Raw genomic sequence first — 25,386 nt, forward strand, 5'->3', positions numbered from 1 at the left:
GCCGGTGCCACCGTTTTCCGGATCAAGCTCCCGGGATCAGCCGCCGAGCTGACCCTTCGTCGAGGGCACTTCGCCCTGGGCACGCGGATCGATCGCAACCGCCGTCCGGAGCGCCCTCGCCAAACCCTTGAAACAGGATTCGGAGATATGATGGCTGTTCTCGCCATATAGGGTCTCGACGTGGAGAGTCACGCCGGCGTTCATCGCGAAGGCGTTGAACCATTCGCGCACCAGCTCGGTGTCGAACTCGCCGATCTTGTCGCGCGGGAACTCGACCTTGAACACCAGCACCGGGCGGCCGGAAATGTCGATCACGACGCGCGACAGCGTCTCGTCCATCGGCATGTGGATCGAGGCGTAGCGGGTGATGCCGGCCATGTTGCCGAGCGCCTGCTTGACGGCCTGGCCGAGCGCGATCCCGACGTCTTCGGTGGTGTGGTGGTAATCGACATGGAGATCGCCATCCGCCTTCACCGTGATGTCGATGCGCGAATGCCGGGCCAGGAGGTCGAGCATATGGTCGAAGAAGCCGATCCCGGTCGAAACCGTGGATACGCCTGCCCCGTCGAGGTTGACCGTCACCTCGATGTCGGTCTCCTTGGTCTTGCGCTTGATGGTTGCGGTGCGCATGAAGATTAAGCTTTCCCGTGCCGAAAACGCCGGTCTTTTAACAGGCTGATGTCACCTTGCTACTGCGGGATGACCTCGAAATGACCCAACTTCGGGCCATGGTGACCGGAAATCCTTGCCGGTTTAATTCTGACGCGTTTTCTTCACGCGAACCGGTGCCCACTTCGCTCGAAAACGCTCTGATTTCGCCCGATTGTAACCCCCTGCCCGACCGCCTAAATCTGCCCGGAAGAGAGGTAACCTATGCAAGCATCCCAAAATGAGCTGCCGGTCTGGCATGGCACCACGATCTGCACCGTCCGCAAGGGCGGCAAGGTGGTGATCGGCGGCGACGGGCAGGTCTCGATCGGCCAGACCGTGATCAAGGCCAACGCCAAGAAGGTCCGCCGGATCGGCAAGGGCGACGTGATCGGCGGCTTTGCCGGCGCCACGGCCGATGCCTTCACCCTGTTCGAGCGGCTGGAAAGCAAGCTGGAGCAGTATCCGGGGCAGCTGACCCGGGCCGCCGTCGAGCTCGCCAAAGACTGGCGCACCGACCGCTATCTGCGCCGGCTCGAGGCCATGATGATCGTGGCCGACAAGGACGTGTCCCTGGTTCTGACCGGCACCGGCGACGTGCTTGAGCCGGAGTCAGGGGTGATGGCGATCGGTTCCGGCGGCAATTACGCCCTCGCCGCGGCCCGCGCGCTGGTCGACACCGACAAGGACGCCGAGACCATCGTCCGTCGCGCCCTGGATATCGCCGCCGATATCTGCGTCTACACCAACCGGAACGTGACGATCGAGACGATCGGCGGCTGAGCATGGTCAAGCAGTGGCTGGCGCTGCCGCATGTCCGGGAATGGTGGGGCGATCCGGCCGAGCAATACGCGCTGGTCAGCGGCGACCTCGACGAGCCGGCGATGGACCAGTTCATCGTCGCAACCGATGCGTCCGATTTGGGCTACATCCAGAGCTACGACCTGACGGCGTGGAATTCCGGCTTCGGCGCACAGCCTGTGGGCACCCGCGGCATCGACCTCTTCATCGGCGCGCCCGACATGATCGCGCGCGGCCATGGCTCGGCGCTGATCCGCGCCTTTGTCGACGAGCGGCTGGCGCTGGGTGCGCCACGCATCGTCACCGATCCCGATCCGGCCAACGCGCGGGCGGTGCGCGCCTATGCGAAAGCGGGCTTTGTGAAGGCAGGGATGGTCGATACGCCCGACGGGCCTGCGTTGCTGATGGTCCGCGACGCATGACGGTCGCGCCAAAACCCGACACCGGCGTTTCAGCGTGGCAATGGCTTGCGATCGCCGGCGCGCTGCTCGCATTGCAGGCGGCGCTGCTCTATGCGATGGGCCGGTTGCCGATCTGCGCCTGCGGCTACGTCAAGCTCTGGCACGGCACGGTTCAGAGCTCGGAGAATTCGCAGCACGTCGCCGATTGGTACACGCTGTCGCATGTGGTGCACGGCCTGCTGTTCTACGGCCTGACGTTCCTCGTGCTGCCGCGGCTCGCCTGGCCGGGGCGGCTGATTGTCGCGATGCTGATCGAGGGCAGCTGGGAGCTCGTCGAAAACTCCAACTGGATCATCGAGCGCTATCGCGCCGGCACGATCTCGCTCGACTATTACGGCGACACCATCGTCAACTCGGTGTCGGACACGCTCGCGATGGTGTTCGGCTTCCTGCTGGCGCGCAAGCTGCCGATCTCCGCGACGGTTGCGCTCGGCGTTGTGTTCGAAATCGTGCTGCTGCTTCACATTCGCGACAATCTGACACTGAACATCATCATGCTGATCCACCCGTTCGAGGCGATCAGGCAGTGGCAGGCCGGGCCGCCCATCATTTAGGGCATGATCTTGCCCGAAAACCGGTACCCACTTTTCCGGATCATGCCTGGGCGGCTCTCGACTGCCGCTTGCCGAGACCCCGATTTCAACCTAGCTAGAGCCAATGACTCACTTCTCCCCCCGCGAAATCGTTTCTGAACTTGACCGTTTCATCGTCGGCCAGTCCGACGCCAAGCGTGCCGTCTCGATCGCCTTGCGTAACCGCTGGCGGCGGCTGCAGCTCGCCGGTTCCCTGCGCGAGGAGGTTCTGCCCAAGAACATCCTGATGATCGGGCCGACCGGCGTCGGCAAGACCGAGATCGCGCGGCGGCTGGCCAAGCTCGCGGGCGCCCCGTTCCTCAAGGTCGAGGCCACCAAGTTCACCGAGGTCGGCTATGTCGGCCGCGACGTCGAGCAGATCGTCCGCGACCTCGTCGAGGTCGCGATCGCGCAGACCCGCGAGCGCAAGCGCAAGGACGTCCACGCCCGTGCCCAGCTTGCTGCCGAGGAGCGCGTACTGGACGCGCTGGTCGGCCCCGGATCGAGCCCGGCGACGCGGGAATCGTTCCGCAAGAAGCTGCGCGCCGGCGAGCTCAACGACAAGGAAATCGAGATCGAGACACAGTCGTCTGGCAGCGGCATGCCGATGTTCGAGATCCCCGGCATGCCCGGCGCCCAGATGGGCGCGATCTCGCTCGGCGACATCTTCGGCAAGATGGGCGGACGCAGCAAGACCCGCCGCCTGACCGTGGAAGGCTCGCACGAAATCCTCGTCAACGAGGAATCCGACAAGCTGCTCGACACCGATCAGTTGGTGCAGGAGGCGATCAACGCGGTCGAGAACAACGGCATCGTGTTCCTCGACGAGATCGACAAGATCTGCGTGCGCGAGAACCGGGCCGGTGGCGACGTCTCGCGTGAGGGTGTGCAGCGCGATCTGCTGCCGCTGATCGAGGGCACCACGGTCTCGACCAAGCACGGCGCGGTCAAGACCGACCACATCCTGTTCATCGCCTCGGGCGCGTTCCATATCGCCAAGCCGTCGGACCTGCTGCCGGAGTTGCAGGGCCGCCTGCCGATCCGCGTCGAGTTGCAGGCGCTGACCCGCGACGACATGCGCCGGATCCTGACCGAGCCGGAGGCGTCGCTGATCAAGCAATATGTCGCGCTGCTGAAGACCGAGGGTGTCACGCTCGACATCACCGACGGCGCGATCGACGCGCTGGCCGATGTCGCGGTCGCCGTGAACTCCACGGTCGAGAATATCGGCGCGCGGCGGCTGCAGACCGTGATGGAGCGGGTGCTGGACGAGATCTCCTTCACCGCCCCGGATCGCCACGGCGAGACCATCCAGGTCGACGCCGACTACGTGACCAGGCATGTCGGCGACCTCGCCAAGAACGCCGACCTGAGCCGGTTTATTTTGTAGGCGATCCAGCTAAAACTGTCGTCCCATGCGAAAGCAGGGACCCATAACCACCGGCGCCCATTGTTGAAGAAAGCTGCAGCACCAGTCTTGGTCAAACGCCGGCCTGTGGTTATGGGTCCCGGGTCGCGCTTCCGCCTTCGCTCGTTGAGCTACGGCGGACAAGTCGCTTGGCCGGGACGACAATGAGCTTTAACCCAGCGTGGTGGCAAAACCCCTGGCGCTTGATGCTGGCCGTCAACGCGGCCGTGCTGGTCGGGGTGTTCCTGCACAAGATCGCGCTGCCGCCGTTCGTCCCCTACATCCACCTCTTGCTCGACTATCACTACGCTTCACCAAGCGCGCGCTGGTCGGCGCCATCGTGTCGCTGTTCACCGACAAGGTGCCGGTGTGGCTGGTGTTCGCGCTGGCCGGCGCGATCTGGCTGCTCACGCTCGGTCTGTTCGTCAAACTATTCCGTCGGACATTCGGCTTCGACGATACGCATTGGCCGCTGTTCGTCTTCATCGCGGGATCGCCGTTCTTCCTTAAGAACTTCATGCACACGCTCGGCCATTTCGACATCTATGGCTGTGCGTTGACGATCCTGCTGCTGCTGATCCCGGCGCGCTCGATTGTGTACGTTCTGATCGCGGCGCTGTTCGCGATCGCGCTGATCCTGGTCCACCACATCTTCGTCCTGATGTATGTGCCGACCATCGCGGCAATCGTCGTGCTGCGCTTCTATCTGATGCAGGGCGCGACGCCGCGAAACATCGCCGTTGGACTAGCGGCGCTCGCCGCGGTCAGCATCCTGTTCCTGGTCGCGCAGTTCGAAGGCACGGTCGACGTGCCCTATGACGAATTCATCCGTCACCTGCAAAGCCGGATGGCCGATCCGTCCCGCACCGATCTGCTTCAGTTCGGCTACATCTGGTACCAGCCGTTATCGAAGGAGTTCGCCGACACCTGGGCGCGGATGCCCTCGAACATCCTCGGCGTGCCGGTGTTCGCGCTATTGATCTGGTTGCACACGCCGCTGTGGCGCTATTTCGCGCGGCTGATCGGCGCACTGGCAAGCGAGCTGCATCGCCGGATCGTGCTTGCCGCGCTCGTCATGATCAGCGCCGGTTATTTCGTGATGTTCGTGACCGTGTTCGATTATTCGCGCTGGATCTCGAACTGGGCGGTCTGCATGTTCCTGATGCTGCACGCAGTGAAGACGCTGCCGGCGTCGAAGGATGTGCCTGTGATCCCCGCGGACGACCGCAAGACAACGGTTCTCGGCTGGATCGTCACGCTGATCCCGCGCGTCGGGATCGTGCGGCCATTCTGATCTTCCGGATCATGCTCGGCGCGCGCGCCGGACGCGGACATAAAGCGCGCCCTCGCCGCCATGGCCGATATGAGCCTCCTCGAAGCCGACGACCAGCGAGCGGAATTCCGGCAGGCTGAGCCATTCCGGCACCTGGCGGCGCAGCACGCCGCGCTCGGACTCGAGACCACCGACCTTGCCCTTGCCGGTGATGACGAGCACGAAGGTGAGCCCGTCAGAGTGCGCGCGCTGCAGGAAGGTGAACAGCACGCGATGCGCGCGCATCTGGGTCATGCCGTGCAGATCGAGCCGCGCGTCGATCTCCTGCCGGCCGCGCGACAGCTTTGCACGGTCGCGGCGGCCGATCGGCGCCAGCGGCGGCACATGCGGACGCGGCAGCGGCGCGGCCTTGACCGACGTCACCGGCTTGACCGGGATCGGTTTGCCTGCGGCGTGCGGAATAGCGGGGTCAGAGGCACCGGCATGGCCTTTCGGTGCGGCCGGTTTCTTGCGCAGCGGCTTGACCTGTTTCGCCACGCTCTCCCACAGCGCACGCTCCTCCTCGCTCAGCGCGCGCTTGCGCCGCGACGGAGCGGATAGATCAGGGATCGGCGCGGGTCGTTTCATTGCTCGCGGTGATGGCGATAGCGCCTGTAGCGCCGCTTCTCCGGTTGCTGCGGAATGTCGGGCCGGGCGACCGGCAACGGCACCGGTTCTGCCACAGGTGCGGCCTGCGCGACAGGGGTCGTCGCCGGAGCAGCGGCAGGTGCCGCATCCTTCGCGGCCGGGCTCTTGGCAGCGCTCCTGGCAGCGTCCTTGCTGCCGGCCTTGGCGACCGTCGCCGTCGGCACATCAGCGGGCTTCGCCGCCGCCTTGTCCTGTGCCGGATCGGTCTGCGGAAACAGCTTCGCGATTTTGGCCGATGGGCGCTCGTCAGGGATCGGCAGCTTGTGGCCGCGTGCCACGGGATCGAGTCCCTTCGGGACCAGCATCACGAATTGCATATTGTGCCGCAGCCGGCCCGAGACCTTTCCGGCGTCGGCGCCGGCGCCGAAATAGAGATCGGCGCGCGCCGGGCCGACGATCGCCGATCCCGTGTCCTGCGCGATCATCAGCCGGTGGAACGGCGTCTTCGACTGCTCGGATTCGATCGGCAACTGGCCTGCGATGAAGAACGGCGTGCCATAGACATGCAGCGCCTTGTCGACCGCGATCGAGCGGCCGGGCGTTAGCGGCACCCCCTGCGCGCCGACCGCTTCGTCCTTGTCCGACAGCGGCACCTCGCGGAAGAACACGTAGGCGCGGTTCTGCCGCCGCACCTCGTTGGCGCCGTCAGGGTTCTGCTCCATCCACTCCCTGATCTTCTGCATCGACATCTGATCCCTCGGGATGATGCCGCGGTCGATCAGGACGCGCCCGACCGCCGTATAGGGATAGCCATTATGCGCATCGTAATTGATGCGCAGCGTTGTGCCGTCGTCGAGCTTGATCCGCGCCGAGCCCTGGATCTGCGCGAACAACAGATCGGTCTGGCTCTTCAGCCAGCAGATCTCGAGCCCGCGGCCGGCGATCGCGCCGTCCTCGATCTGGGCGCGGTCGTAATAGGGCACGAGCTTGCGCCGGCCGATCTTGCGATACACCGGACCGCTGTTGGGCAGGCCGACCGACGCCTGCGTCTTGCCGCGCACGAACAGGTTGGACGGCCGACGGTAGACCGGAACGTTGTAGACGTCGGTCTGCGTCTTCGAGCCGTCCAGCACCGGCTCGTAATAGCCGGTGACGAAGCCGGCATCCTCGCCGAGCCGCGAGATGCGCAGCGGCACGAAGTTCTGCTCGAAGAATTCCTTCGCTTTGGTGCCGTCGCCGAGATCGAGCCCCTTGGCGATCCGGCAGGGATCGCGCAGCGAGCTGCCGAGCGCTTTCGACTCCGCGGGCGCACCCTGCTGGGCCGCGATCGGCTTGCAGCTGGTGCGAAACGCCTTGTAGGCCGCGAGATGATCGTCGTCGCCCCAGCCGGCGACATTGGCCCAGGCGAGCGGCTCATATTGGCTGCCGTTGACCTGCAGCGGCAATTCCAGATTGGGATACGGGATCGGGTGGGTATGCTCGTGCCGAGGCGGCGAGTGCCGGCTCGACCTGTAGCGCGCGGCAATCGCCGCGGTGGAACACACAACCGCAAGCGCGCAGCACGCGATCGCGAGGCGCCCGTAGCTGAGATGTTTAGTGAGCGCTTCCAGTGCCAACCAGCTTCCAATTCGGATCGCGGGAAGTCGAGTCGCGGGCGAATGTCCAGATGTCGGTGATGTCGGCAACCTTGTCCGGGCTGCCGTCGACGATGGTTCCCGCCTTGTCGCGGGTGACCGAGATCATCTGCGACACGAATCGGACGGTCAGCTGGGTCGAGCGATCGCGCGTCTCCGCGCTGACGATCTCGGCCTTGTCGATCGAGACGAACCGCGTCTCGGTTTTCTGCTCGTGCTTCTCGCGATCCTTGATCGCGGCCTCGAAGCTCTCATAGACTTCGGTGGACAGCAGGTCGCGCAGCGCGCGGCGATCGCCATTGGCGAAGGCGAGCACGATCATTTCATAGGCCGAGCGGGCGCCTGAGAGGAAATGCCGCGGATCGAACGAGGAATCCTGGGCGGCGACCGAGTCGAGACCCTGCGCCAGCGGCGTGCCGGGTTCGGCGATACCCTTCCAGCGTTCGGTCGGCTCGACGGGCTCGGTAGGCGCGGCCGGAGCCGGCTGATCGATCACCGATCCCGGGATCGGCACGACGTTGTTATCCTGGCCGCGCTGCAGGACGTTGGGTGCTGCACGATCATACGGCGGCCGCTCGCTTCCCGTGCGCTGTCCGAGAACGCTGCGCAGGCGCAGGAAGATAAACACGGCCAGCGCCAGGAAGATGATGGTGTAGATATCCACGTCGGGTTCGCTTTCTGGTCTCTGCCGGCAACGGGCCGGGCATCAAAGCGTTCCCGGTCGGGGAACGGCAGAGATTACATCACCGATTTAGTCCGCAGCATGTAGGCACGAAACTATGCCCGGCCAATGGCGCTTTTTGGCACGGGCAAGTGTAGCGCGTTTTAACCCCGGGGGGAAACCCGTTCCTTTCAGGAAATCGCGCATCTTCAATAATTTAGGAAGCCGTTAAGAGATTGGGCAGAGTTGCGCTCGCGCGCCTTTCGCCGCAGATTTGGCAGCAAGGCCCAAGGGCGCGCGCGCTCGTCGTCCTTGTGGACCGCGCCGGGCCTATGATAGCCACACGCCCGGCATCGGCATTTCCAAACCTTAACGCGTGCCGTCGGACATCCTGTCCATCGAGCGCTGCTCCAGGAGACATTTCATGACCAATGGCAACGGCGCCCCCGTCGAACAGCCCGCTCCCCAGCTCAACGTGCTGGCGCAGTACACCAAGGACCTGTCGTTCGAGAACCCGAACGCACCGGCCTCGCTCGGCCAGCAGCAACAGCAGCCGGCGATCAACATCCAGATCAATGTCGGCGCCAACAACCTGTCCGAGAACGAGTACGAGGTGGTCCTCTCGATCGAGGGCAAGGCCGAGACCGGCGGCAAGGTGATGTTCAGCTTCGATCTCGCCTATGCCGGCGTCTTCCGGATCGTGAACGTGCCGAAGGAGAACCTGCACCCCCTGGTCATGATCGAGTGCCCGCGGCTGCTGTTCCCGTTCGCCCGCGAGATCGTCGCGACCTCGGTGCGCGACGGCGGCTTCCCGCCCTTGCTGCTCGACCCCGTCGACTTCGTCGGTCTCTACCGTCAGAACATGGAACGCCAGGCAGCCGCCCAGGCCGCATCCGGCGCCAAGCCGAGCTGATTTCTAGGATCGAGAAATAACACTCGGGGAAGTGCAATCCGTCATCCTGAGGAGCCCGCGCTTGCGGGCGTCTCGAAGGATCGACGGCCCCGCTGGTGGCCGTGCATCCTTCGAGGCTCGCTCCGCTCGCGCCTCAGGATGACGGTTATGGAGTGATCAGGGCTCAAGCCGCCGGGGCTGCAGCGGGTGCTGGCGGCGGCAAATAATCGTTCCAGATCGGCTTGTCGCCGAGCGTCGCGATGAAGGCCCGGTGGGCTTCCCGGTCCACCTCGCTGACCCGCGCCACAAGCGGGGTCTCGCGCTGCCGCCGCGGCGAATCGCCATAGCCGCCTGCCCGCGCATCCGACGTTTCCGACGCCAGGATGAGCTGCGACTGCCGCGCCCCGATCAGGTCGATATAGACCTCGGCCAGCAGCTCGGCGTCGAGCAAGGCGCCGTGCTTGGTGCGGCGGGAATTGTCGATCTGATAGCGCGAGCAGAGATCGTCGAGCCGGTTCGACACGCCGGGATGCTTGCGCCGCGCCAGCAGCAGCGTATCGACCAGGCGATCCTTGGGGATCGCCTTCCGCTTGATGCGGTCGAGCTCGGCGTTGATGAAGCTGATGTCGAAGGACGCGTTGTGGATCACCAGCGGCGTATCGCCGATGAAGGCCAGGAACTCGTCGACGACTTCGGTGAACAGCGGCTTGGAAGCCAGGAACTCGGTCGACAGGCCATGCACCGCGAACGCTTCCGCCGGCATGTCGCGTTCGGGATTGATGTAGACATGGTAGGTCTGCCCGGTCGGCATGCGGTTGAAGATCTCGACGCAGCCGATCTCGACCAGCCGGTCGCCGCGCAGCGGATCGAGGCCAGTGGTTTCAGTATCGAGAACGATTTCGCGCATGACGTGGAGATATCCGGAACGCGGGCGAATCAGGCCCGCCGCTGCGGCATCTTAACAACCTCGGCCAGAATGTCGCGAATGCGCGCCCGCACTGGATCAAGCCCGTGCGAGGTATCCACTATGAAATCGGCGCGCTTGCGCTTCTCGGCGTCCGGCATCTGCTTGGCGATGATGGCATCTAGCTTGGCGGCATCCATGGTGCCGCGCGCCAGCACGCGCTCGCGCTGCAGTTCCGGCGAGGTGGTGACGACGACGACCGCATCGACGCGCTTCTCGCCGCCGGTCTCGAACAGCAGCGGTATGTCGAGCACGACGATGGGCGCGCCGGCGGCCTCTGCATCGGCGAAGAATTTCTGGCGCGATGCGCCGAGCATCGGATGCACGATCTGCTCGAGCTGTTTTATCGCCACCGGGTCTTGCACCACGCGTGCCGAAAGTTTCGCGCGGTCGACCTTGCCGCCGGCGGTGGTGCCGGGAAAGGCGGCCTCGATCGGCGGCGCGGCTTCGCCTTCGTAGAGTTGATGCACGGCCGCATCGGCGTCGTACACCGGCACGCCGGCCTCCATGAACAGTTTGGCCGTGGTGGATTTCCCCATCCCGATCGAGCCGGTCAGTCCCAGTATCAGCATTTGGTCAACATCGGTTCAGTATCTCGTCGCCACGCCTTGGCATCTCACACCGCGAGCGTCCCCTCGCGGCGCAGGAATGCGAGCAGCGACAATAGCGGCAGGCCGAGAATGGTGAAATGGTCGCCTTCGATCCGCTCGAACAGATGCACGCCGAGACCTTCGAGCTGGTAAGCGCCAACGCTGGTCGTCACCGCCTCGCCGGCCTGGTCGAGATAGGCCTCGATCTCGCCGGCCGCGAGCCGCCGCATCGTCATCCGGGCGACGCTCACATCGTTGAACAGGGCTTTGCCGTCGCGCGCGACCGAAACGGCCGAGTGCAGCGCGTGGGTCTGTCCGGCGAGCAGGCCGAGCTGCTCGGCGGCCTGCGCACGGCCGGCAGGCTTGCTGAACATCCGCTCGCCCAACGCCAGCGTCTGGTCGGCACCGACGACATATTGACCCGGCTTTTGCCTCGAGATGAACAGCGCCTTCTCGTGCGCCAGCAGCGATGCGATCTCTCCCGGCGCCGAAAGGCCGGAATTCTGCTGCACCGCGCGTTCGTCGATATCGGCCGGCAACGCCTCGAAATCGAGACCGGCGTTTTCGAGCAACATCCTGCGCGCACGGCTTTGCGACGCGAGGATCAGCTTTTGGGGGCCGCGCCAGATGCTCATGACGTGCTGATCATTCCGGCGGCCGCGCGCGCTGGCGGTCGTTATAGAGCTTCATGATCGCAGCCGCGGTCTCCTCGATCGAACGCCGCGTCACGTCGAGCAACGCCCAATTGAACTTCGCACTCAGGCGCCGGGCGAAGGCAACCTCGTCTGCCACCGCCTGCTTGTCGATGTAGGTGTCGTTGTCACGGTCGCCCATGGTGAGCAGGCGATTCTGCCGGACCTGGATCAACCGTTCCGGCGTCGCATGCAGGCTGACCACCAGCGGCTTCTTCAACGTCTCGAGCTGGTGCGGCAGCGGAATGCCAGGCACCAGCGGTACATTCGCGGTGCGAATGCCACGGTTGGCGAGATAGATCGAGGTCGGCGTCTTCGACGTGCGGGACACGCCCACCAGAACGACATCGGCTTCCTCGAGACCTTCGACGTGCTGACCGTCGTCATGGATCATGGTGTAATTCAGCGCGTCGATCCGGCTGAAATATTCTGCGTTCAGCACGTGCTGCGCACCGACACGGCCCGTCGTCGCGGCACCCAGATACGCCTCGAACAATTGCATCACCGGCCCGATGATCGACAGGCTCGGAACGTTGATTTCCTTGCACTTGCCTTCGAGCCGGCCGACCAGGTCCTTCTCCAGCAGCGTGAACAGCACGATGCCGGGCGATTCCTCGATCTCGTCCAGCACACGATCGAGCTGCTTCTGGCTGCGCACCAGCGGATAGACGTGCTCCACCGCGGTCACGTTGGCGTATTGCGCGGCGACCGCGCGCGCCACGGTGATCAGCGTCTCGCCGGTCGAGTCCGACACCAGATGCAGATGGAAATAATTGGAGGTCGTCGGCACCAGAACCCCTGTCTATTCTGTGAATCCCTGTGGAGGTCGGGGAGGAGAATCCGGGTCCGCCGCCAGGCCCCTGTATATCTCGCCCCTTTCTTCACAGCACTCCGCAAAAGGATAAGTCGACGCCATGGGACGGATGATAGTGAAGCAGTGTGGATTTGTCTCTTCATAAGCTGGCCACAGAGCTACGCAACCAATTGAGCGGAGCGGTGGATTCCGGATATTCGCTACCGCCGGCGGGGATGTTGAGGGATGTGAACAAGCCCGCAAGAACGGCTGGATCGCATTGCATGAGTCAAATTCACTGCCATTAAGACTCAAACCTTAGATTCTAAAATTAATTAGGTTTAGGAGAGCCGTGTGTGCGGATATGTATCCGTCCCTCGCTTGCGAAGCTTTACACGCAAGGCTGAGTCCACCTGAGTTGTTTCCTGCCGAGTTGTTCCCCGCCGAGCTGTTCCCTGAAAGGCATCGCCGCGATGTTGTATGACTGGATCAAGGCCCTGCACATCGTTGCGGTCATCTCCTGGATGGCGGGCATGCTCTATCTGCCGCGGCTGTTCGTCTATCATTGCGAGGCCGAGGCCGGCTCGAAGCAGTCCGAGACCTTCAAGGTCATGGAACGGCGGCTTTTGAAGGCGATCATCAACCCCGCGATGATCGTGACCTGGCTTGCCGGGCTTTATTTGGCCTGGGCCGGACACTGGTACCTATCGGGCTGGTTTCACGTCAAATTTACGTTGGTGCTCATCATGTCGGGTATCCACGGCTTTTTGTCCCGCTGCGTGAAAGATTTTGCCGCGGATCGAAATCAGCGAACCCAGAAATTCTACCGCATTATCAATGAGGTGCCGACGCTCCTGATGATCCTGATCGTGATCATGGTGGTCGTGAAGCCGTTCTAGACATTGCGATGCCTAAGAAGCATGCTTCAGTCCTTCTTGCGAAGGACGGATCGATTTTCTATATAGGTTTTATCCCACCCCACGCAGGCGGATGTGGTCGCGTTTCGGTTCTTTTCGGGCCGGCGCCGCATCAGGTTTGAAAGCCCAAACGGCACTTTCCTGGCTGAGACCTGCGGACCTTCCTTTGGCGTCCGCTTTTTCCGAGCCACCTCGCACCCCTTCCCTACTTACTTCCTCACAGGACTACCCCAATGCGGGAAATCAAACTCCAGGACCTCAAATCTAAAACGCCCGCCGAGCTCGTCTCGTTTGCGGAAGAGAACGGGGTCGAGAATGCCAGCACCATGCGCAAGCAGGAGCTGATGTTCGCAATTCTTAAAAACCTCGCCGCCGCCGAGACCGACATTGTCGGCGAGGGCGTCGTCGAGGTGCTGTCCGACGGCTTCGGCTTCCTTCGTTCGCCCGATGCGAACTATTTGCCCGGCCCCGACGACATCTACGTTTCGCCGTCGCAGATTCGCCGTTTCGGCCTGCGCACCGGCGACACGATCGAAGGTCATATTCGCAGCCCGAAGGAAGGCGAACGCTATTTCGCGCTGCTGAAGGTCAACACGCTCAATTTCGAAGATCCGGAAAAGTCGAAGCACAAGGTCAATTTCGACAACCTCACGCCGCTGTTTCCCAATCAGCGTTTCCGCATGGAGCTTGAGGATTCCACCAAGAAAGACCTTTCTGCCCGCGTGATCGACATCGTCGCGCCGATCGGCAAGGGCCAGCGCGCGCTGATCGTGGCGCCGCCGCGCACCGGCAAGACGGTGCTGATGCAGAACATCGCGCACTCGATCACCGCCAATCATCCTGACTGCTATCTGATCGTGCTTCTGATCGACGAACGTCCGGAAGAAGTCACCGACATGCAGCGCTCGGTGAAGGGCGAGGTGGTGTCGTCGACCTTCGACGAACCCGCCGTGCGTCACGTCCAGGTCGCCGAGATGGTGATCGAGAAGGCCAAGCGTCTGGTCGAGCACGGCCGCGACGTCGTCATCCTGCTCGATTCGATCACCCGCCTCGGCCGCGCCTACAACACCGTGGTGCCGTCATCCGGCAAGGTGCTGACCGGCGGTGTCGACGCCAATGCCTTGCAGCGTCCGAAGCGCTTCTTCGGCGCCGCGCGCAACATCGAGGAGGGCGGTTCGCTGACCATCATCGCGACCGCGCTGGTCGATACCGGCAGCCGCATGGACGAAGTCATTTTCGAAGAGTTCAAGGGAACCGGTAACTCCGAACTGATCCTCGACCGCAAGGTTTCGGACAAGCGGACCTTCCCGGCGATCGATATTGCCCGCTCCGGCACCCGCAAGGAGGAGCTCATCACCGATCCGCAGGTGCTCAAGAAGATGTACGTCCTGCGCCGCATCCTCAATCCGATGGGCACCATGGACGCGATCGACTTCCTGCTCGACAAGCTCCGGAACACGAAGAGCAATTCGGAATTCTTCGATTCCATGAACACCTGAGGCCGAGGTCGAATAGGAAAGGGCGCTCCGCACAAACGGGGCGCCTTTTTTCATGCTGGGGATTTGCTGCAGCAAAGTGCAGCATGAATCGAGCTTAGCCAGTGCGAATATTTATGTAACCGACTGATATAATTTATATTTAACAGTTAGGCTTCTGGCGCAGGCCGGCAGAACCGCAACAAAATTGCTGCACAGCTGCTGCAACGAAACTCGACTATATTGCAATGCAGCATTCCGCAATGTCGCGTGCGAAATGGAAGCGGCATTGCCTTTGCCGATTGGCTTGGGAAGAAATAGGCGATGCATCCGCGCGACCAGACCATCTTCGCTTTATCCTCCGGACGGCCGCCGAGCGCGATCGCCATTGTCAGGCTGTCTGGCCCAATGGCCGCGTCGGTCATTGAAGGACTGGTGGGCAAGGTGCCGGCCCCGCGAACGGCGACCCGCGCGCTGCTCCACAATTCAAACCATCAGCCGATCGATGACGCGGTCGTCCTCTGGTTCCCGGGCCCGGCAAGTGCGACTGGCGAAGACGTTGCCGAATTTCATGTCCATGGCGGTCGCGCGGTGCTGTCGGCGATGTTCGACGCCATCGCGGCGTTCGACAACGTCCGGCCGGCCGAACCCGGCGAGTTCACCCGGCGGGCATTCGAGAACGGCAAGCTCGACCTGACCGAGGCCGAAGGTCTCGACGACCTGATTCACGCCGACACCGATCGCCAGCGGCGCCAGGCGCTGCGACAGTTGAAAGGGCTGCTCGGCGATCGCGCCCGGGACTGGCGCGAGCGGATCATCGCGGCATCGGCGCTGATCGAGGCCGGCATCGATTTCTCCGACGAAGGCGATGTGCCGGCAGAGCTGATCGCGCCGGCGCTCGAGAAGGTCCGGGCGCTGCATGAAGAAATCAAGGAAGTGCTTGCGGGGCAGGGCCAAAGCGAACGGCTGCGCGACGGCCTGGTGGTTGCGATCGCGGGTCCGCCGAACGTCGGCAAATCGACCCTGATCAATCAGCTCGCCAAGCGCGAGGTCGCAATCGTCTCGCCGTACGCCGGCACGACGCGCGACGTGATCGAGGTGCAGCTCGATCTCGACGGCTATCCGGTCACGGTCATCGACACCGCCGGGATCCGCGAGACCAACGACCCGGTAGAGCAGGAGGGTGTTCGCCGCGCTCGGGCCCGTGCCGCCGAAGCCGACCTCGTGCTTTGGCTGGCCGACAGCGGCGCCGCAAAGCCGGGGCACGGCGGTGCGACGCCGACCTGGCTGGTGCGAAACAAGATCGACCTTGTCCGGGTTCAGTCGGGCGAGGGCGGCAGCGCCCCCGAGTTCAGGATCTCGGCGGCCCGCGGTGACGGCCTTTCTGAGCTGATCACCGCATTGGTCGGTTTCGCCCACGACTATTTTGGAACCAGCGAAGGCGGCTTGATCAGCCGGACTCGGCAGCGCGGGTTGCTCCAGGAGACCGTTGACTCGCTCCAGCGCAGCATCGATGTGGTCGGGCAGGGTGAGGAGCTCGCGGCGGAGGAACTCCGAAGGGCTGCCACTTCACTCGGCCGTCTGCTCGGCCGGGTCGACGTCGAGGACATCCTGGACGTCATCTTCCGCGAGTTCTGCGTCGGGAAGTAGCTGAGGCCGGCTGTGTTTCACGTGGAACATGGTTTCGGCTTCGTTAACGACATTTGGTTTAGCGCGATCGAGCTTGTTTCACGTGAAACAGCTCCGCCTGTCATTGCGAGCGATCCGGATCGATCCATATTTCGCTCAGACGGCCAGGTCTTAGACCGGCGATCTCAACTTCGTACTTCCGGCTTTCATCACTCCACGATAGAAGTCCCGCCATGACTTCCAGGGCAGACTCATTCGACGTCATCGTCATCGGCGGCGGCCATGCCGGCTGCGAGGCCGCGAGCGCGGCCGCCCGGATGGGCGCCAAAACGGCCTTGGTGACCCATCGTTTCGCGACCATCGGCGCGATGTCCTGCAATCCCGCCATCGGCGGCCTCGGCAAGGGCCATCTGGTCCGCGAAGTCGACGCTCTGGATGGTCTGATGGGCCGGGTCGCCGACGCCGGTGGCATCCAGTTTCGCATGCTCAATCGCCGGAAGGGTCCGGCGGTCCGCGGTCCTCGGGCCCAGGCCGACCGCAAGCTCTATGCCGCCGCGATGCAGGCCGCGATCACCGAGACCGCGAACCTTTCCGTCATCGAAGGCGAGGCGGATGAGCTGATCGTCGTTGATGGGCGCGTGACCGGCATTCGCCTCGGCGACGGCCGCCAGCTTTCCGCGGGCGCGGTCGTGATCACGACCGGGACCTTTCTGCGCGGTCTGATCCATCTCGGGGAGAAGAACTGGCCGGCAGGCCGGGTCGGTGAAGCGCCGGCCATGGGCCTGTCTGCGTCGTTCGAGCGGGCAGGTTTCGTGCTTGGCCGGCTCAAGACCGGGACGCCGCCGCGCCTCGACGGCACCACGATCGACTGGTCCGCGGTCGAAATGCAGCCCGGGGACGAGCCACCGGAGCCGTTTTCGGTCATGACAGACCGGATCACGACGGCGCAGATCCAGTGCGGCATCACCCGGACCACGCCGGCGACCCATGAGGTGATCCGGGCCAACGTGCACCGCTCGCCGATGTATTCCGGGCAGATCAAGAGCTCCGGACCGCGCTATTGTCCCTCGATCGAGGACAAGATCGTCCGCTTTGGTGACCGCGACGGCCATCAGATCTTTCTGGAGCCGGAAGGGCTCGACGACTCGACGGTCTATCCCAACGGCATCTCGACCTCGCTACCGGAGGAGGTTCAGCTCGCGATCCTCGCCAGCATCCCTGGTTTGGAGCGGGTGAAGATGGTCCGGCCGGGCTATGCGATCGAATACGACCATGTCGATCCGCGCGAGCTCGATCCGACCCTTCAGACCAAGCGTCTGCGCGGGCTTTTCCTGGCCGGCCAGATCAATGGCACCACGGGATACGAAGAGGCGGCGGGGCAGGGCATCGTTGCCGGCCTCAACGCCGCACTGGCCGCCAGTGGGACCGACCCGATCGTGTTCGACCGCGCTGACGGTTATCTCGGGGTGATGATCGACGACCTCGTGACCCGCGGGATCACTGAACCCTATCGGATGTTCACCTCGCGCGCCGAGTACCGGCTGACGCTGCGGGCTGACAATGCCGACCAGCGGCTGACCGACAAGGGCATCGTGCTCGGATGCGTCGGGACGGCGCGCGCTGAGCGTCATAGGACCAAGATGGCGGCGCTGGACGCGGCCAAGGCCTTGGCGAAGTCGCTTGCGATCACACCGAACGAGGCTGCCAAGCATGGCCTCGCCCTCAATCGCGACGGCAACCGCCGCTCCGCCTTTGAGCTGCTGGCCTATCCCGAGATCGAATGGCCGGCGGTCCAAGCGATCTGGCCGGAGCTGTCGGCCATTGACCCTGGTATCGCGGTGCATCTCGAGATCGATGCCAAATACGATGTCTATCTGAAGCGCCAGACCGCTGACGTCGATGCCTTCCGGCGCGACGAGGGGCTGGTTCTGACCGATGTCGACTATGCCGACGTGCCGGGTCTTTCGAATGAAGCGCGGGCCAAGTTGCAGAAGGCGCAGCCGCGGACGGTCGGGCAGGCGGGTCGGATCGACGGGATGACGCCGGCCGCGCTCAGTATTCTGGCTGGGTATCTACGGCGCGAGGCGCGGCGAAAGTCGGCGAAGGCGACGGCCTGACGTTTCACGTGAAACAATGCGGCCTGACGCCGTCATTGCGAGGAGCGAAGCGACGAAGCAATCCATGTCTCGGCAAGCTGTGAGATGGATTGCTTCTCGGAGCTTGGTATCGGGCGCGCGTTCGCGCGACCCGTTGGCTCGCAATGACGGACACCAACCTGGCATTCAAGAGAATGGCTTCAGCCTCCCGTTCCGCAGACCTCGACATCTCCGCAGCCGACAAGGCTGCAGCGCTCACCCTCACCCCTGTTTCACGTGAAACAGAGGCGCGGCTTGATCGCTATATCGCCCTCCTCCTGGAATGGCAGGCCAAGACCAATCTCGTCGCACCATCCACGCTGCCGAATCTCTGGACCCGCCACATCTCCGATTCGCTGCAGCTCCTGAGCCTCGCGCCGACGGCAAAATCCTGGGTCGATCTCGGCAGCGGCGGGGGCTTCCCCGGCGTCGTGCTCGCCTGCGCCTTGGCCGAAACGCCCGGCACGCAGATCCATCTGGTTGAGCGAATCGCCAAGAAGGCCGCATTCTTGCGGGAGGCGATTCGGGTGACGGCGTCACCGGGGACGGTGCATCTGGCTGATATCGGGGATACTGTGGATAGAATCGCGGGCCCCATCGATTGCGTCACCGCGCGGGCACTGGCTCCGTTACATCAACTGATCGGCTTTGCGGAGCCGTGGGTCAAAAAGGGCGCCAAGGCGCTGTTTTTGAAGGGTCAAGATGTAGAGGCCGAATTGACCGAGGCCACTAAATATTGGATTATTGAGCCAAAGCTACACTCCAGCCGGACCGGCGGACAGGGCTGGATCGTCGAACTCGGGTCAATCGAGCGGCGCTAGGGGACTCCGCAAGAGCAAATGGTATTTTGGTATGACTGTGATGGACGAGGTTTATCAAGGGGATAAGGCGCTCCAAGCGCCGGGCCATCCGCGCATCCTGTCGCTCGCCAATCAGAAGGGCGGCGTCGGCAAGACCACCACAGCGATCAATCTTGGTACCGCACTCGCTGCGATTGGCGAGCGCGTCCTGATCGTCGATCTCGATCCGCAGGGCAACGCCTCGACCGGCCTTGGCATCGATCGCCGCAGCCGCAACTGCTCGACCTACGACGTCCTGATCGGCGAAGCGCCGCTGCGCGATGCGGTGGTCGCGACCGCCGTGCCACGGTTGCATATCGCCGCCTCCACCATGGACCTCTCCGGCCTCGAGCTCGAGCTCGGCACCACGCCGGGCCGCGCCTTCCGGCTGCGCGATGCGATCGCGGGACTGAACAACAACGTCTCGCCGGACTCCGATTACACCTACGTGCTGATCGACTGTCCGCCCTCGCTCAACCTGCTCACGGTCAATGCGATGGCCGCGTCGGACGCGATCCTGGTGCCGCTGCAATGCGAGTTCTTCGCGCTCGAAGGCCTGTCGCAACTGCTGCAGACCGTGGAGCAGGTGCGCTCGACGCTCAATCCGACGCTGTCGATCCACGGCATCGTGCTGACCATGTTCGACTCACGCAACAACCTCTCCAACCAGGTTGTTGCCGACGTGCGCCAGTTCATGGGCGACAAGGTGTACGACACCATGATCCCGCGCAACGTGCGCATCTCGGAGGCGCCGTCCTACGGCAAGCCGGTGCTGGTCTACGATCTCAAATGCGCCGGCAGCGATGCGTATCTCAAGCTCGCCACCGAAGTGATCCAGCGCGAGCGCGAGCTGCGCGCGCATTGATGGCAATGCGTAGGATGGGTGGAGCGAAGCGATACCCATCACCTTCATCGCATGTAGCGATGGGTTTCGCTGCGCTCGACCCATCCTACGATTCTGAAATTCAAGTCTGGAGTACTGCGTGTGAATCCAAGGGAGCTCGCAACAATGGCCGATGAAGCGCGTTCGCGACTGGGGCGCGGGCTGGCAAGCCTGATCGGAGATGTCGGCGGCGAGGCGGCCGCACATGCCGAGCGGCCGCGCAACCAGCGCAAGGTGCCGATCGAATTCCTCAAGGCCAACCCGCGCAATCCGCGGCGCAGCTTCGCCGATGCCGAGCTCGGCGAGCTCGCCGATTCGATCAAGGCGCGCGGCGTGATTCAGCCGATCGTGGTGCGCGCGATCAAGGGCGCGCAGGACCGCTACGAGATCATCGCCGGCGAACGCCGCTGGCGCGCCTCGCAGCTCGCCGGCCTGCACGAAGTGCCGATCGTGCCGGTCGAGGTCTCTGATTCGGACGCGCTCGAGATCATGATCATCGAGAACGTGCAGCGCGAAGACCTCAACGCGATGGAAGAGGCGCTGGGCTATCACGCGCTCGCCGACGAGTTCAAACGCGGCCAGGAAGACATCGCCAAGATCGTCGGCAAGAGCCGCAGCCATGTCGCCAACATGATGCGGCTGACCAAATTGCCGAACGAAGTGCAGGCGCTGATCTCGAAGGGCGATCTCTCCGCCGGCCACGCCCGCGCGCTGATCGGCGTGCCGGATCCGCTCGCGGCCGCGAAGCGCATCGTCGCCGAAGGCCTCAACGTCCGCCAGGCCGAGGCGCTGGCGCATGAGGAGGGCGTGCCGGAGCGCAAGCCGCAGAAGGCGCGCTCTGGCAGCGCGGCCAAGGCCGACAAGGATGCCGACACGCTGGCGCTGGAGAAGCGCGTGAGCGATGCACTCGGCCTGACCGTCACCGTGAGCCACCGCGATCCCGGCGGCACCGTCCAGATCAACTACCGTAACCTCGAGCAGCTCGACGAGGTGGTGCGGCGGCTGGAAGGCGGCTAGCTCCGCAAGGCTGCTTCCACCGTCATTGCGAGAAGCGTCAGCGACGAAGCAATCCATCTGTCCGCATGTGCGGAGCGGTGGATTGCTTCGCGTCGCTCGCAATGACGAGCCCAAGACAGGACGATTTCATCCCCGCCGCTTCGCATTCACCGCGATCGAGAGCAGGGCGCGATGCGCGATCACGGCGGCGAGCGCGGCCTGCTTGCGCATGTCGAGCGCCGCGGTTGCAAGCTGATCGATGATGTTCACCAGCCGCTGCGGCGTGAAGTTGCGCAGCGCGATCTCGACCGCGGGCTTGCGCGAGAAGTGCAGCCGCGGAAATCCGCCTTCCAGCACGGCTGACGCCGGGGTGCCGTCCGCGATCGCCAGCGCCGATTTGTGCAGCCACGCCGCCTGGCGCTGCGCGGCCGAGATGATCACGCCGGGATAGGTGCCGGCGACCATTGCCTTGGTGAATTCGGTTTCGACCAGCGCGGCGTTGCCGGCGAAGGCGCCGTCGACGATCGGATCGAGCTTCAGCTCGGAGGCGTCCGAGACCACGGTCATCACATCGTCAAGCGTGATCTCGCCCTTGCCGTGCGCGAACAGCGCGAGCTTGCGTAGCTCGTTGCGCGAGGCCATGCGGTCGCCGCCGAGCAGCGACATCAGCACCGCGCGCGCATCTTGCGCGAGCCGCAGATTGGAGACGCGCAGCTCGTCCTCGATCAGCTTGGTCAGGTCGCGTTCGGTGTCGGGATAGCAGCCGATCGCGACTGCATTCTTGGCACGCTCGCAGATTTTGCGCAGCGGCGATTCCGGGCGGAGCTCGCCGGCCTCGATCACGATGCGGCAATCCCTGAGCGCAGGCGTTTCGGTCAGCGTCTCGACGCCGCTGGCGAAATTGCGCGAGCCGGCGCGGACGCGGATGGCGCGGCGGCCGCCGAACAACGGCACCGTCATCGCTTCATCGACCAGCCGCGATGGCTCGGCGGCGAGCTCGTCACCATCGAGCCGCACCAGCGAGAATGGATCGTTGGGATCGTCGACTGCGGAGGCCATCAGCGCGTCGGCCCGCTCGCGCACCAGGCCGAGGTCCGGGCCGTAAAGCAGGATGATCGGCCGGCCGGCGTCGGGCCGGGCGAGGAAGCTGTCGATCTCTTTTCCGCGAAGTGCGACCAATGCGGCGATCAGGTCCCGCTGGAGAAGAACGAGGCGAGCCGGGTCTGGATATTGTCGGCGATCTCCTGCGCGGCGCGGTCCTCGGCATCGCGGAGGGCGCGCTGGCGCGTGAACCGCTGGTAGGAGCCCGGCATGTCATAGGACACGCGCGAGAACGTGGTGCCGGTCATCACGGACTTGTTCGAGGCGATCTCGACCAGGTTGAACTGGGCGTCGATACCATAGTTCTCGCTGGTCGGCAGCGCGGTGGTCGGGTCGATCATCAGCGAGGAGCGGCTTGTATAGAAGCGCAGCACCAGGCGGTGCGTCGGCGGCATGCCGGTGGCGGTGCCGTAGAGCTTGAAGGCGAGGGCGTTGCGGACCTCGACGCCGACCCGGGCCTCGCGCGAGGCGTTCGGCTTGTCGACCGGCGGAACCTCGACGCCCATCAGCTTTTCGCGCAGGGCGGGCGAACCGTCGAGGGTACGCTCGGCATACATCGGCTGGAAGCATCCGGCCGTCAGCGCGGCCAAGGCAGCCACAGCCACGAGCCGGGCGGCGATCCTGATCCTAGCCGACAACATTGACGATCCTCATGGGCACCACGATCACCTTGCGGACGGGTTTGCCGTCCAAGGCGGCTTTTACCGCATCGAGCGCCAAAACGGCAGCCTCTATCTCCGCATTTTGGGCGGTGCGTGGCACGGTAACATCACCTCGTTTTTTACCGTTGACCTGGACGACCAGGGTCACGCTGTCTTCCACCAGCAAATCGCGCTCGATTTGCGGCCAATCGGCCTCGGAAACCAGCCCGCTCTGACCCAGGACCACCCAGCACTCCTCGGCCAGATGCGGCATCATCGGCGAGACCAGCTGGACCAGGATGGTCGCGGCTTCCTTCAAGGCCCAGGCGACATCAGCCGCCGGCTTGTCGCTTTTGGCCAGCACCTCGGCCAGCGCATTGGCGAATTCGCGGATATGGGCGAGACAGACGTTGAAATGCAGCCGCTCGATCCCGGACGACACCTTGTCGAGCGCGCCATGGGCCGCCTTGCGCAGCGCCTGCGCCTCGGGTCCGAACGTGCCCGGCCGGGCCGCCGGCGCCGCCTTGGCGATCTCGGCCGATTCGTTCACCAGCCGCCACAGCCGCTGCACGAAGCGGGCGGCGCCCTGCACCCGCTCGTCGCTCCAGATCACGTCGCGGTCCGGCGGGGAGTCCGACAGCATGAACCAGCGCGCGACGTCGGCGCCGTAGCTCGCGATGATGTCGTCGGGGTCGACGGTGTTCTTCTTCGACTTCGACATCTTTTCGATCGGGCCGATCGCGACGTCCTCGCCGGTCGCCAGCAGCACCGCGCGGCGGGCATTACCATCAACCTCGATCTTCACCTCGGCCGGCGTCACCCAGACGCCGTCGGCCTTCTGGTAGGTCTCGTGCACCACCATGCCCTGGGTGAACATGCCGGCGAACGGCTCGCTCATGTCGATGTGGCCGGTCGCCTTCATCGCGCGGGTGAAGAAGCGGCTGTACAGCAAATGCAGGATCGCGTGCTCGACGCCGCCGATATACTGGTCGACCGGCATCATCCGGTTGGCGACCGCAGGCGTGGTCGGCGCGTCCTTGTTCCAGGGATCGGTGAAGCGCGCGAAATACCACGACGAGTCCACGAAGGTGTCCATCGTGTCGGTCTCACGCACGGCCTTGCCGCCGCACTTCGGACAGCTGACGTGCTTCCAGGTCGGATGATGGTCGAGCGCGTTGCCCGGTCTGTCGAAGGAGACATCCTCCGGCAGCGTCACCGGCAACTGGTCGTCCGGCACCGGCACCACGTCGCACTTCGGGCAATGGATCACCGGGATCGGGCAGCCCCAATAGCGCTGACGCGAGATGCCCCAGTCGCGCAGGCGGAAATTCACCTGCCGCTCGCCGACCGGTGCATTGCCGCGCAGCTCGCTTTCCAGACGCTTGGCGACCTCTTCCTTCGCGGCTTCGATGGTCATGCCGTCGAGGAAGCGCGAATTGATCATGCGGCCGTCGCCATCATAGGCGACGTCGGTGATGACGAACGTCTTCGGGTCCTGCCCTTCAGGGCAGACCACGGGCACGTTGCCGAGATTGTACTTGTTGACGAAGTCGAGGTCGCGCTGGTCGTGCGCCGGGCAGCCGAAGATCGCGCCGGTGCCGTATTCCATCAGCACGAAGTTCGCGACATAGACCGGCAGCTTCCAGCTCGGATCGAACGGATGCACGGCCTTGATGCCGGTGTCGAAACCCTGCTTCTCGGCGGTGTCGATGATCGACTGCGCGGTGCCGATCTTCTTGATGTCGGCGATGAACTCCGCGAGCTTTGGATTCTTCGCAGCAGCCGCCTGCGCCAGCGGATGATCCGCCGAGATCGCCATGAACTTGGCGCCGAACAGCGTGTCCGGCCGCGTGGTGAAGATCTTCAGCTCGCTCTCGCCGGCCGGCGTGGTCGCCGGATCTAGCGCGAAGCGGATCAACACACCCTCGGAGCGGCCGATCCAGTTGCGCTGCATCAGCCGCACCTTGTCCGGCCAGCGGTCGAGACCATCAAGCGCGTCCAGCAGTTCCTGCGCGTACTTCGTGATCTTGAAGACCCACTGGCTCATTTCCCGTTGTTCGACGACAGCGCCCGAACGCCAGCCGCGGCCGTCGATCACCTGCTCGTTGGCGAGCACGGTCATGTCGACCGGATCCCAGTTCAGCTTGCGCTTCTCGCGCTCGGCGAGGCCGGCGGCCAGCATGTCCAGGAACATCTTCTGCTGATGCTTGTAGTAGCTGGGGTCGCAGGTCGCGAACTCCCGGCTCCAGTCGAGCGACAGCCCGATCGACCGCAGCTGCTTCTTCATCGCGGCGATGTTGTCGTAGGTCCAGGCCTTCGGCGCCACCTTGCGCTCGATCGCGGCGTTCTCCGCCGGCAGGCCGAACGCATCCCAGCCCATCGGATGCAGCACGTTGTAGCCGCGGGCGCGCATGAAGCGGGCCAGCACGTCGCCGAGCGTGTAGTTGCGGACATGGCCGATATGGATGCGCCCCGACGGGTAGGGGAACATCTCGAGCACGTAATATTTCGGCCGCGGATCGTCGTTCTTGGAGGCGAAGATCGCCTTCTGGTCCCAGGTGGCTTGCCAGCGGGGTTCGGATTCACGGGCGTTGTAGCGTTCGGCGGTCATGAAATCGCAGGGTTTTCGGTGATTTTCGGGTCCCATCCGGGGACGGCGGACTAGGCCACAAAAACGCCCATGGGGTCAACGGCTTGGGGTCTGCCAAATGGTCATGCCGGGGCGCCGCCGGCAGCCTCCCCGTCGTCCTGGCG

At 64.1% G+C, this 25,386-nt stretch carries 23 protein-coding genes and 1 pseudogene; 13 read left to right on the top strand and 11 right to left on the bottom strand.

The window, feature by feature from the left end; translation table 11 throughout:
• Positions 1-36 precede the first annotated feature (36 nt).
• Positions 37-630 carry an imidazoleglycerol-phosphate dehydratase HisB gene (gene hisB, locus AKN84_RS37055; protein WP_021078165.1) on the bottom strand — a complete coding sequence of 198 codons (594 nt, stop codon included), beginning with the start codon at positions 628-630 and terminating at the stop codon, positions 37-39.
• Between the two features lie 243 nt (positions 631-873).
• Here hisB and hslV point away from each other — a divergent pair, with 243 nt between their 5' ends.
• From hslV to AKN84_RS37080, 5 genes and pseudogenes are all read left to right on the top strand, one after another.
• Positions 874-1,431 (top strand): ATP-dependent protease subunit HslV, encoded by a 558-nt coding sequence (gene hslV / locus AKN84_RS37060; RefSeq protein ID WP_024583062.1) that lies wholly within the window; start codon positions 874-876, stop codon positions 1,429-1,431.
• 2 nt (positions 1,432-1,433) lie between these two features.
• Positions 1,434-1,871, top strand: a complete 438-nt coding sequence (locus AKN84_RS37065) for a GNAT family N-acetyltransferase (RefSeq protein ID WP_050425353.1) — start codon at positions 1,434-1,436, stop codon at positions 1,869-1,871.
• On the top strand, positions 1,868-2,464 hold the full coding sequence (locus AKN84_RS37070) for a DUF2585 domain-containing protein (RefSeq protein ID WP_050425354.1): 597 nt from the start codon (positions 1,868-1,870) through the stop codon (positions 2,462-2,464). The genes AKN84_RS37065 and AKN84_RS37070 overlap by 4 nt, the downstream gene beginning before the upstream one ends.
• A gap of 103 nt (positions 2,465-2,567) precedes the next feature.
• Complete coding sequence (gene hslU, locus AKN84_RS37075; protein ID WP_050425355.1) at positions 2,568-3,872, top strand: ATP-dependent protease ATPase subunit HslU; 1,305 nt, start codon at positions 2,568-2,570, stop codon at positions 3,870-3,872.
• A 182-nt stretch (positions 3,873-4,054) separates the two neighbouring features.
• Positions 4,055-5,184, top strand: a pseudogene (locus AKN84_RS37080) (hypothetical protein).
• 9 nt (positions 5,185-5,193) lie between these two features.
• Here AKN84_RS37080 and AKN84_RS37085 read toward each other — a convergent pair.
• The 3 genes from AKN84_RS37085 to AKN84_RS37095 are packed head-to-tail and all read right to left on the bottom strand — an operon-like array spanning position 5,194 to position 8,088.
• The gene (locus AKN84_RS37085; RefSeq protein ID WP_050425356.1) at positions 5,194-5,790 is read right to left on the bottom strand and encodes a Smr/MutS family protein; all 597 of its coding nucleotides are present in this window, start codon (positions 5,788-5,790) and stop codon (positions 5,194-5,196) included.
• Positions 5,787-7,406 (bottom strand): murein transglycosylase A, encoded by a 1,620-nt coding sequence (mltA, locus tag AKN84_RS37090; protein WP_430649963.1) that lies wholly within the window; start codon positions 7,404-7,406, stop codon positions 5,787-5,789. Before mltA ends, AKN84_RS37085 begins: the two co-directional genes overlap by 4 nt.
• Entirely contained in the window at positions 7,384-8,088 is a 705-nt protein-coding gene (locus AKN84_RS37095) for a Tim44/TimA family putative adaptor protein (RefSeq protein ID WP_050425357.1), read from the bottom strand. Before AKN84_RS37095 ends, mltA begins: the two co-directional genes overlap by 23 nt.
• A 421-nt stretch (positions 8,089-8,509) precedes the next feature.
• On the opposite strand from AKN84_RS37095, the gene secB reads away from it, so the two are divergent.
• Positions 8,510-8,998: a protein-export chaperone SecB gene (secB, locus tag AKN84_RS37100; protein ID WP_050425358.1), complete on the top strand. Its 489-nt coding sequence runs from the start codon at positions 8,510-8,512 to the stop codon at positions 8,996-8,998.
• A gap of 163 nt (positions 8,999-9,161) precedes the next feature.
• Here secB and dnaQ read toward each other — a convergent pair whose 3' ends face one another.
• From dnaQ to AKN84_RS37120, 4 genes are read right to left on the bottom strand one after another with little or no spacing between them, the layout of a single operon-like run.
• Positions 9,162-9,884 carry a DNA polymerase III subunit epsilon gene (gene dnaQ, locus AKN84_RS37105; RefSeq protein ID WP_050425359.1) on the bottom strand — a complete coding sequence of 241 codons (723 nt, stop codon included), beginning with the start codon at positions 9,882-9,884 and terminating at the stop codon, positions 9,162-9,164.
• A gap of 29 nt (positions 9,885-9,913) precedes the next feature.
• Positions 9,914-10,513 (bottom strand): dephospho-CoA kinase, encoded by a 600-nt coding sequence (gene coaE / locus AKN84_RS37110; RefSeq protein WP_050425360.1) that lies wholly within the window; start codon positions 10,511-10,513, stop codon positions 9,914-9,916.
• A 44-nt stretch (positions 10,514-10,557) separates the two neighbouring features.
• Entirely contained in the window at positions 10,558-11,166 is a 609-nt protein-coding gene (locus AKN84_RS37115; protein ID WP_050425361.1) for a Maf family protein, read from the bottom strand.
• A 10-nt stretch (positions 11,167-11,176) separates the two neighbouring features.
• Positions 11,177-12,013 carry a pyruvate, water dikinase regulatory protein gene (locus AKN84_RS37120; RefSeq protein WP_050425362.1) on the bottom strand — a complete coding sequence of 279 codons (837 nt, stop codon included), beginning with the start codon at positions 12,011-12,013 and terminating at the stop codon, positions 11,177-11,179.
• 479 nt (positions 12,014-12,492) lie between these two features.
• On the opposite strand from AKN84_RS37120, the gene hemJ reads away from it, so the two are divergent.
• The 7 genes from hemJ to AKN84_RS37155 all read left to right on the top strand — a co-directional run bounded on the left by hemJ (position 12,493) and on the right by AKN84_RS37155 (position 20,911).
• Positions 12,493-12,915, top strand: a complete 423-nt coding sequence (hemJ, locus tag AKN84_RS37125; RefSeq protein WP_050425373.1) for a protoporphyrinogen oxidase HemJ — start codon at positions 12,493-12,495, stop codon at positions 12,913-12,915.
• 251 nt (positions 12,916-13,166) lie between these two features.
• Positions 13,167-14,432: a transcription termination factor Rho gene (rho, locus tag AKN84_RS37130; protein ID WP_016841461.1), complete on the top strand. Its 1,266-nt coding sequence runs from the start codon at positions 13,167-13,169 to the stop codon at positions 14,430-14,432.
• 300 nt (positions 14,433-14,732) lie between these two features.
• A complete protein-coding gene (mnmE, locus tag AKN84_RS37135) occupies positions 14,733-16,058 on the top strand; it encodes a tRNA uridine-5-carboxymethylaminomethyl(34) synthesis GTPase MnmE (protein WP_050425363.1) in 1,326 nt (441 codons plus the stop codon).
• 212 nt (positions 16,059-16,270) lie between these two features.
• Complete coding sequence (gene mnmG / locus AKN84_RS37140) at positions 16,271-18,154, top strand: tRNA uridine-5-carboxymethylaminomethyl(34) synthesis enzyme MnmG (protein ID WP_050425364.1); 1,884 nt, start codon at positions 16,271-16,273, stop codon at positions 18,152-18,154.
• Between the two features lie 173 nt (positions 18,155-18,327).
• Positions 18,328-18,993 carry a 16S rRNA (guanine(527)-N(7))-methyltransferase RsmG gene (gene rsmG, locus AKN84_RS37145; RefSeq protein ID WP_050425374.1) on the top strand — a complete coding sequence of 222 codons (666 nt, stop codon included), beginning with the start codon at positions 18,328-18,330 and terminating at the stop codon, positions 18,991-18,993.
• 31 nt (positions 18,994-19,024) lie between these two features.
• Positions 19,025-19,876 (top strand): ParA family protein, encoded by an 852-nt coding sequence (locus tag AKN84_RS37150; protein WP_050425365.1) that lies wholly within the window; start codon positions 19,025-19,027, stop codon positions 19,874-19,876.
• A gap of 144 nt (positions 19,877-20,020) precedes the next feature.
• Complete coding sequence (locus AKN84_RS37155; RefSeq protein ID WP_050425366.1) at positions 20,021-20,911, top strand: ParB/RepB/Spo0J family partition protein; 891 nt, start codon at positions 20,021-20,023, stop codon at positions 20,909-20,911.
• Positions 20,912-21,037: 126 nt separating this feature from the next.
• Here the strand turns inward: AKN84_RS37155 and holA are convergent, their stop codons facing one another.
• Genes holA through leuS form a run of 3 tightly spaced genes read right to left on the bottom strand, consistent with a single transcriptional unit; the run spans position 21,038 to position 25,243 of the window.
• On the bottom strand, positions 21,038-22,069 hold the full coding sequence (gene holA, locus AKN84_RS37160; protein ID WP_050425367.1) for a DNA polymerase III subunit delta: 1,032 nt from the start codon (positions 22,067-22,069) through the stop codon (positions 21,038-21,040).
• Between the two features lie 8 nt (positions 22,070-22,077).
• Entirely contained in the window at positions 22,078-22,632 is a 555-nt protein-coding gene (gene lptE / locus AKN84_RS37165; protein WP_050425368.1) for an LPS assembly lipoprotein LptE, read from the bottom strand.
• On the bottom strand, positions 22,619-25,243 hold the full coding sequence (leuS, locus tag AKN84_RS37170) for a leucine--tRNA ligase (RefSeq protein WP_050425369.1): 2,625 nt from the start codon (positions 25,241-25,243) through the stop codon (positions 22,619-22,621). Before leuS ends, lptE begins: the two co-directional genes overlap by 14 nt.
• Positions 25,244-25,386: the final 143 nt, after the last annotated feature.

Origin of the sequence: Bradyrhizobium tropiciagri (genome assembly GCF_001189845.1) — a bacterium.
Lineage (GTDB): Bacteria > Pseudomonadota > Alphaproteobacteria > Rhizobiales > Xanthobacteraceae > Bradyrhizobium > Bradyrhizobium tropiciagri.

Coding starts and splice junctions, on each gene's coding strand:
- hisB (WP_021078165.1), bottom strand. CDS start 630: ATGCGCACCGCAACCATCAAGCGCAAGACCAAGGAGACCGACATCGAG.
- hslV (WP_024583062.1), top strand. CDS start 874: ATGCAAGCATCCCAAAATGAGCTGCCGGTCTGGCATGGCACCACGATC.
- AKN84_RS37065 (WP_050425353.1), top strand. CDS start 1,434: ATGGTCAAGCAGTGGCTGGCGCTGCCGCATGTCCGGGAATGGTGGGGC.
- AKN84_RS37070 (WP_050425354.1), top strand. CDS start 1,868: ATGACGGTCGCGCCAAAACCCGACACCGGCGTTTCAGCGTGGCAATGG.
- hslU (WP_050425355.1), top strand. CDS start 2,568: ATGACTCACTTCTCCCCCCGCGAAATCGTTTCTGAACTTGACCGTTTC.
- AKN84_RS37085 (WP_050425356.1), bottom strand. CDS start 5,790: ATGAAACGACCCGCGCCGATCCCTGATCTATCCGCTCCGTCGCGGCGC.
- secB (WP_050425358.1), top strand. CDS start 8,510: ATGACCAATGGCAACGGCGCCCCCGTCGAACAGCCCGCTCCCCAGCTC.
- dnaQ (WP_050425359.1), bottom strand. CDS start 9,884: ATGCGCGAAATCGTTCTCGATACTGAAACCACTGGCCTCGATCCGCTG.
- coaE (WP_050425360.1), bottom strand. CDS start 10,513: ATGCTGATACTGGGACTGACCGGCTCGATCGGGATGGGGAAATCCACC.
- AKN84_RS37115 (WP_050425361.1), bottom strand. CDS start 11,166: ATGAGCATCTGGCGCGGCCCCCAAAAGCTGATCCTCGCGTCGCAAAGC.
- rho (WP_016841461.1), top strand. CDS start 13,167: ATGCGGGAAATCAAACTCCAGGACCTCAAATCTAAAACGCCCGCCGAG.
- mnmE (WP_050425363.1), top strand. CDS start 14,733: ATGCATCCGCGCGACCAGACCATCTTCGCTTTATCCTCCGGACGGCCG.
- mnmG (WP_050425364.1), top strand. CDS start 16,271: ATGACTTCCAGGGCAGACTCATTCGACGTCATCGTCATCGGCGGCGGC.
- rsmG (WP_050425374.1), top strand. CDS start 18,328: ATGGCTTCAGCCTCCCGTTCCGCAGACCTCGACATCTCCGCAGCCGAC.
- AKN84_RS37150 (WP_050425365.1), top strand. CDS start 19,025: ATGACTGTGATGGACGAGGTTTATCAAGGGGATAAGGCGCTCCAAGCG.
- AKN84_RS37155 (WP_050425366.1), top strand. CDS start 20,021: ATGGCCGATGAAGCGCGTTCGCGACTGGGGCGCGGGCTGGCAAGCCTG.
- lptE (WP_050425368.1), bottom strand. CDS start 22,632: ATGTTGTCGGCTAGGATCAGGATCGCCGCCCGGCTCGTGGCTGTGGCT.
- leuS (WP_050425369.1), bottom strand. CDS start 25,243: ATGACCGCCGAACGCTACAACGCCCGTGAATCCGAACCCCGCTGGCAA.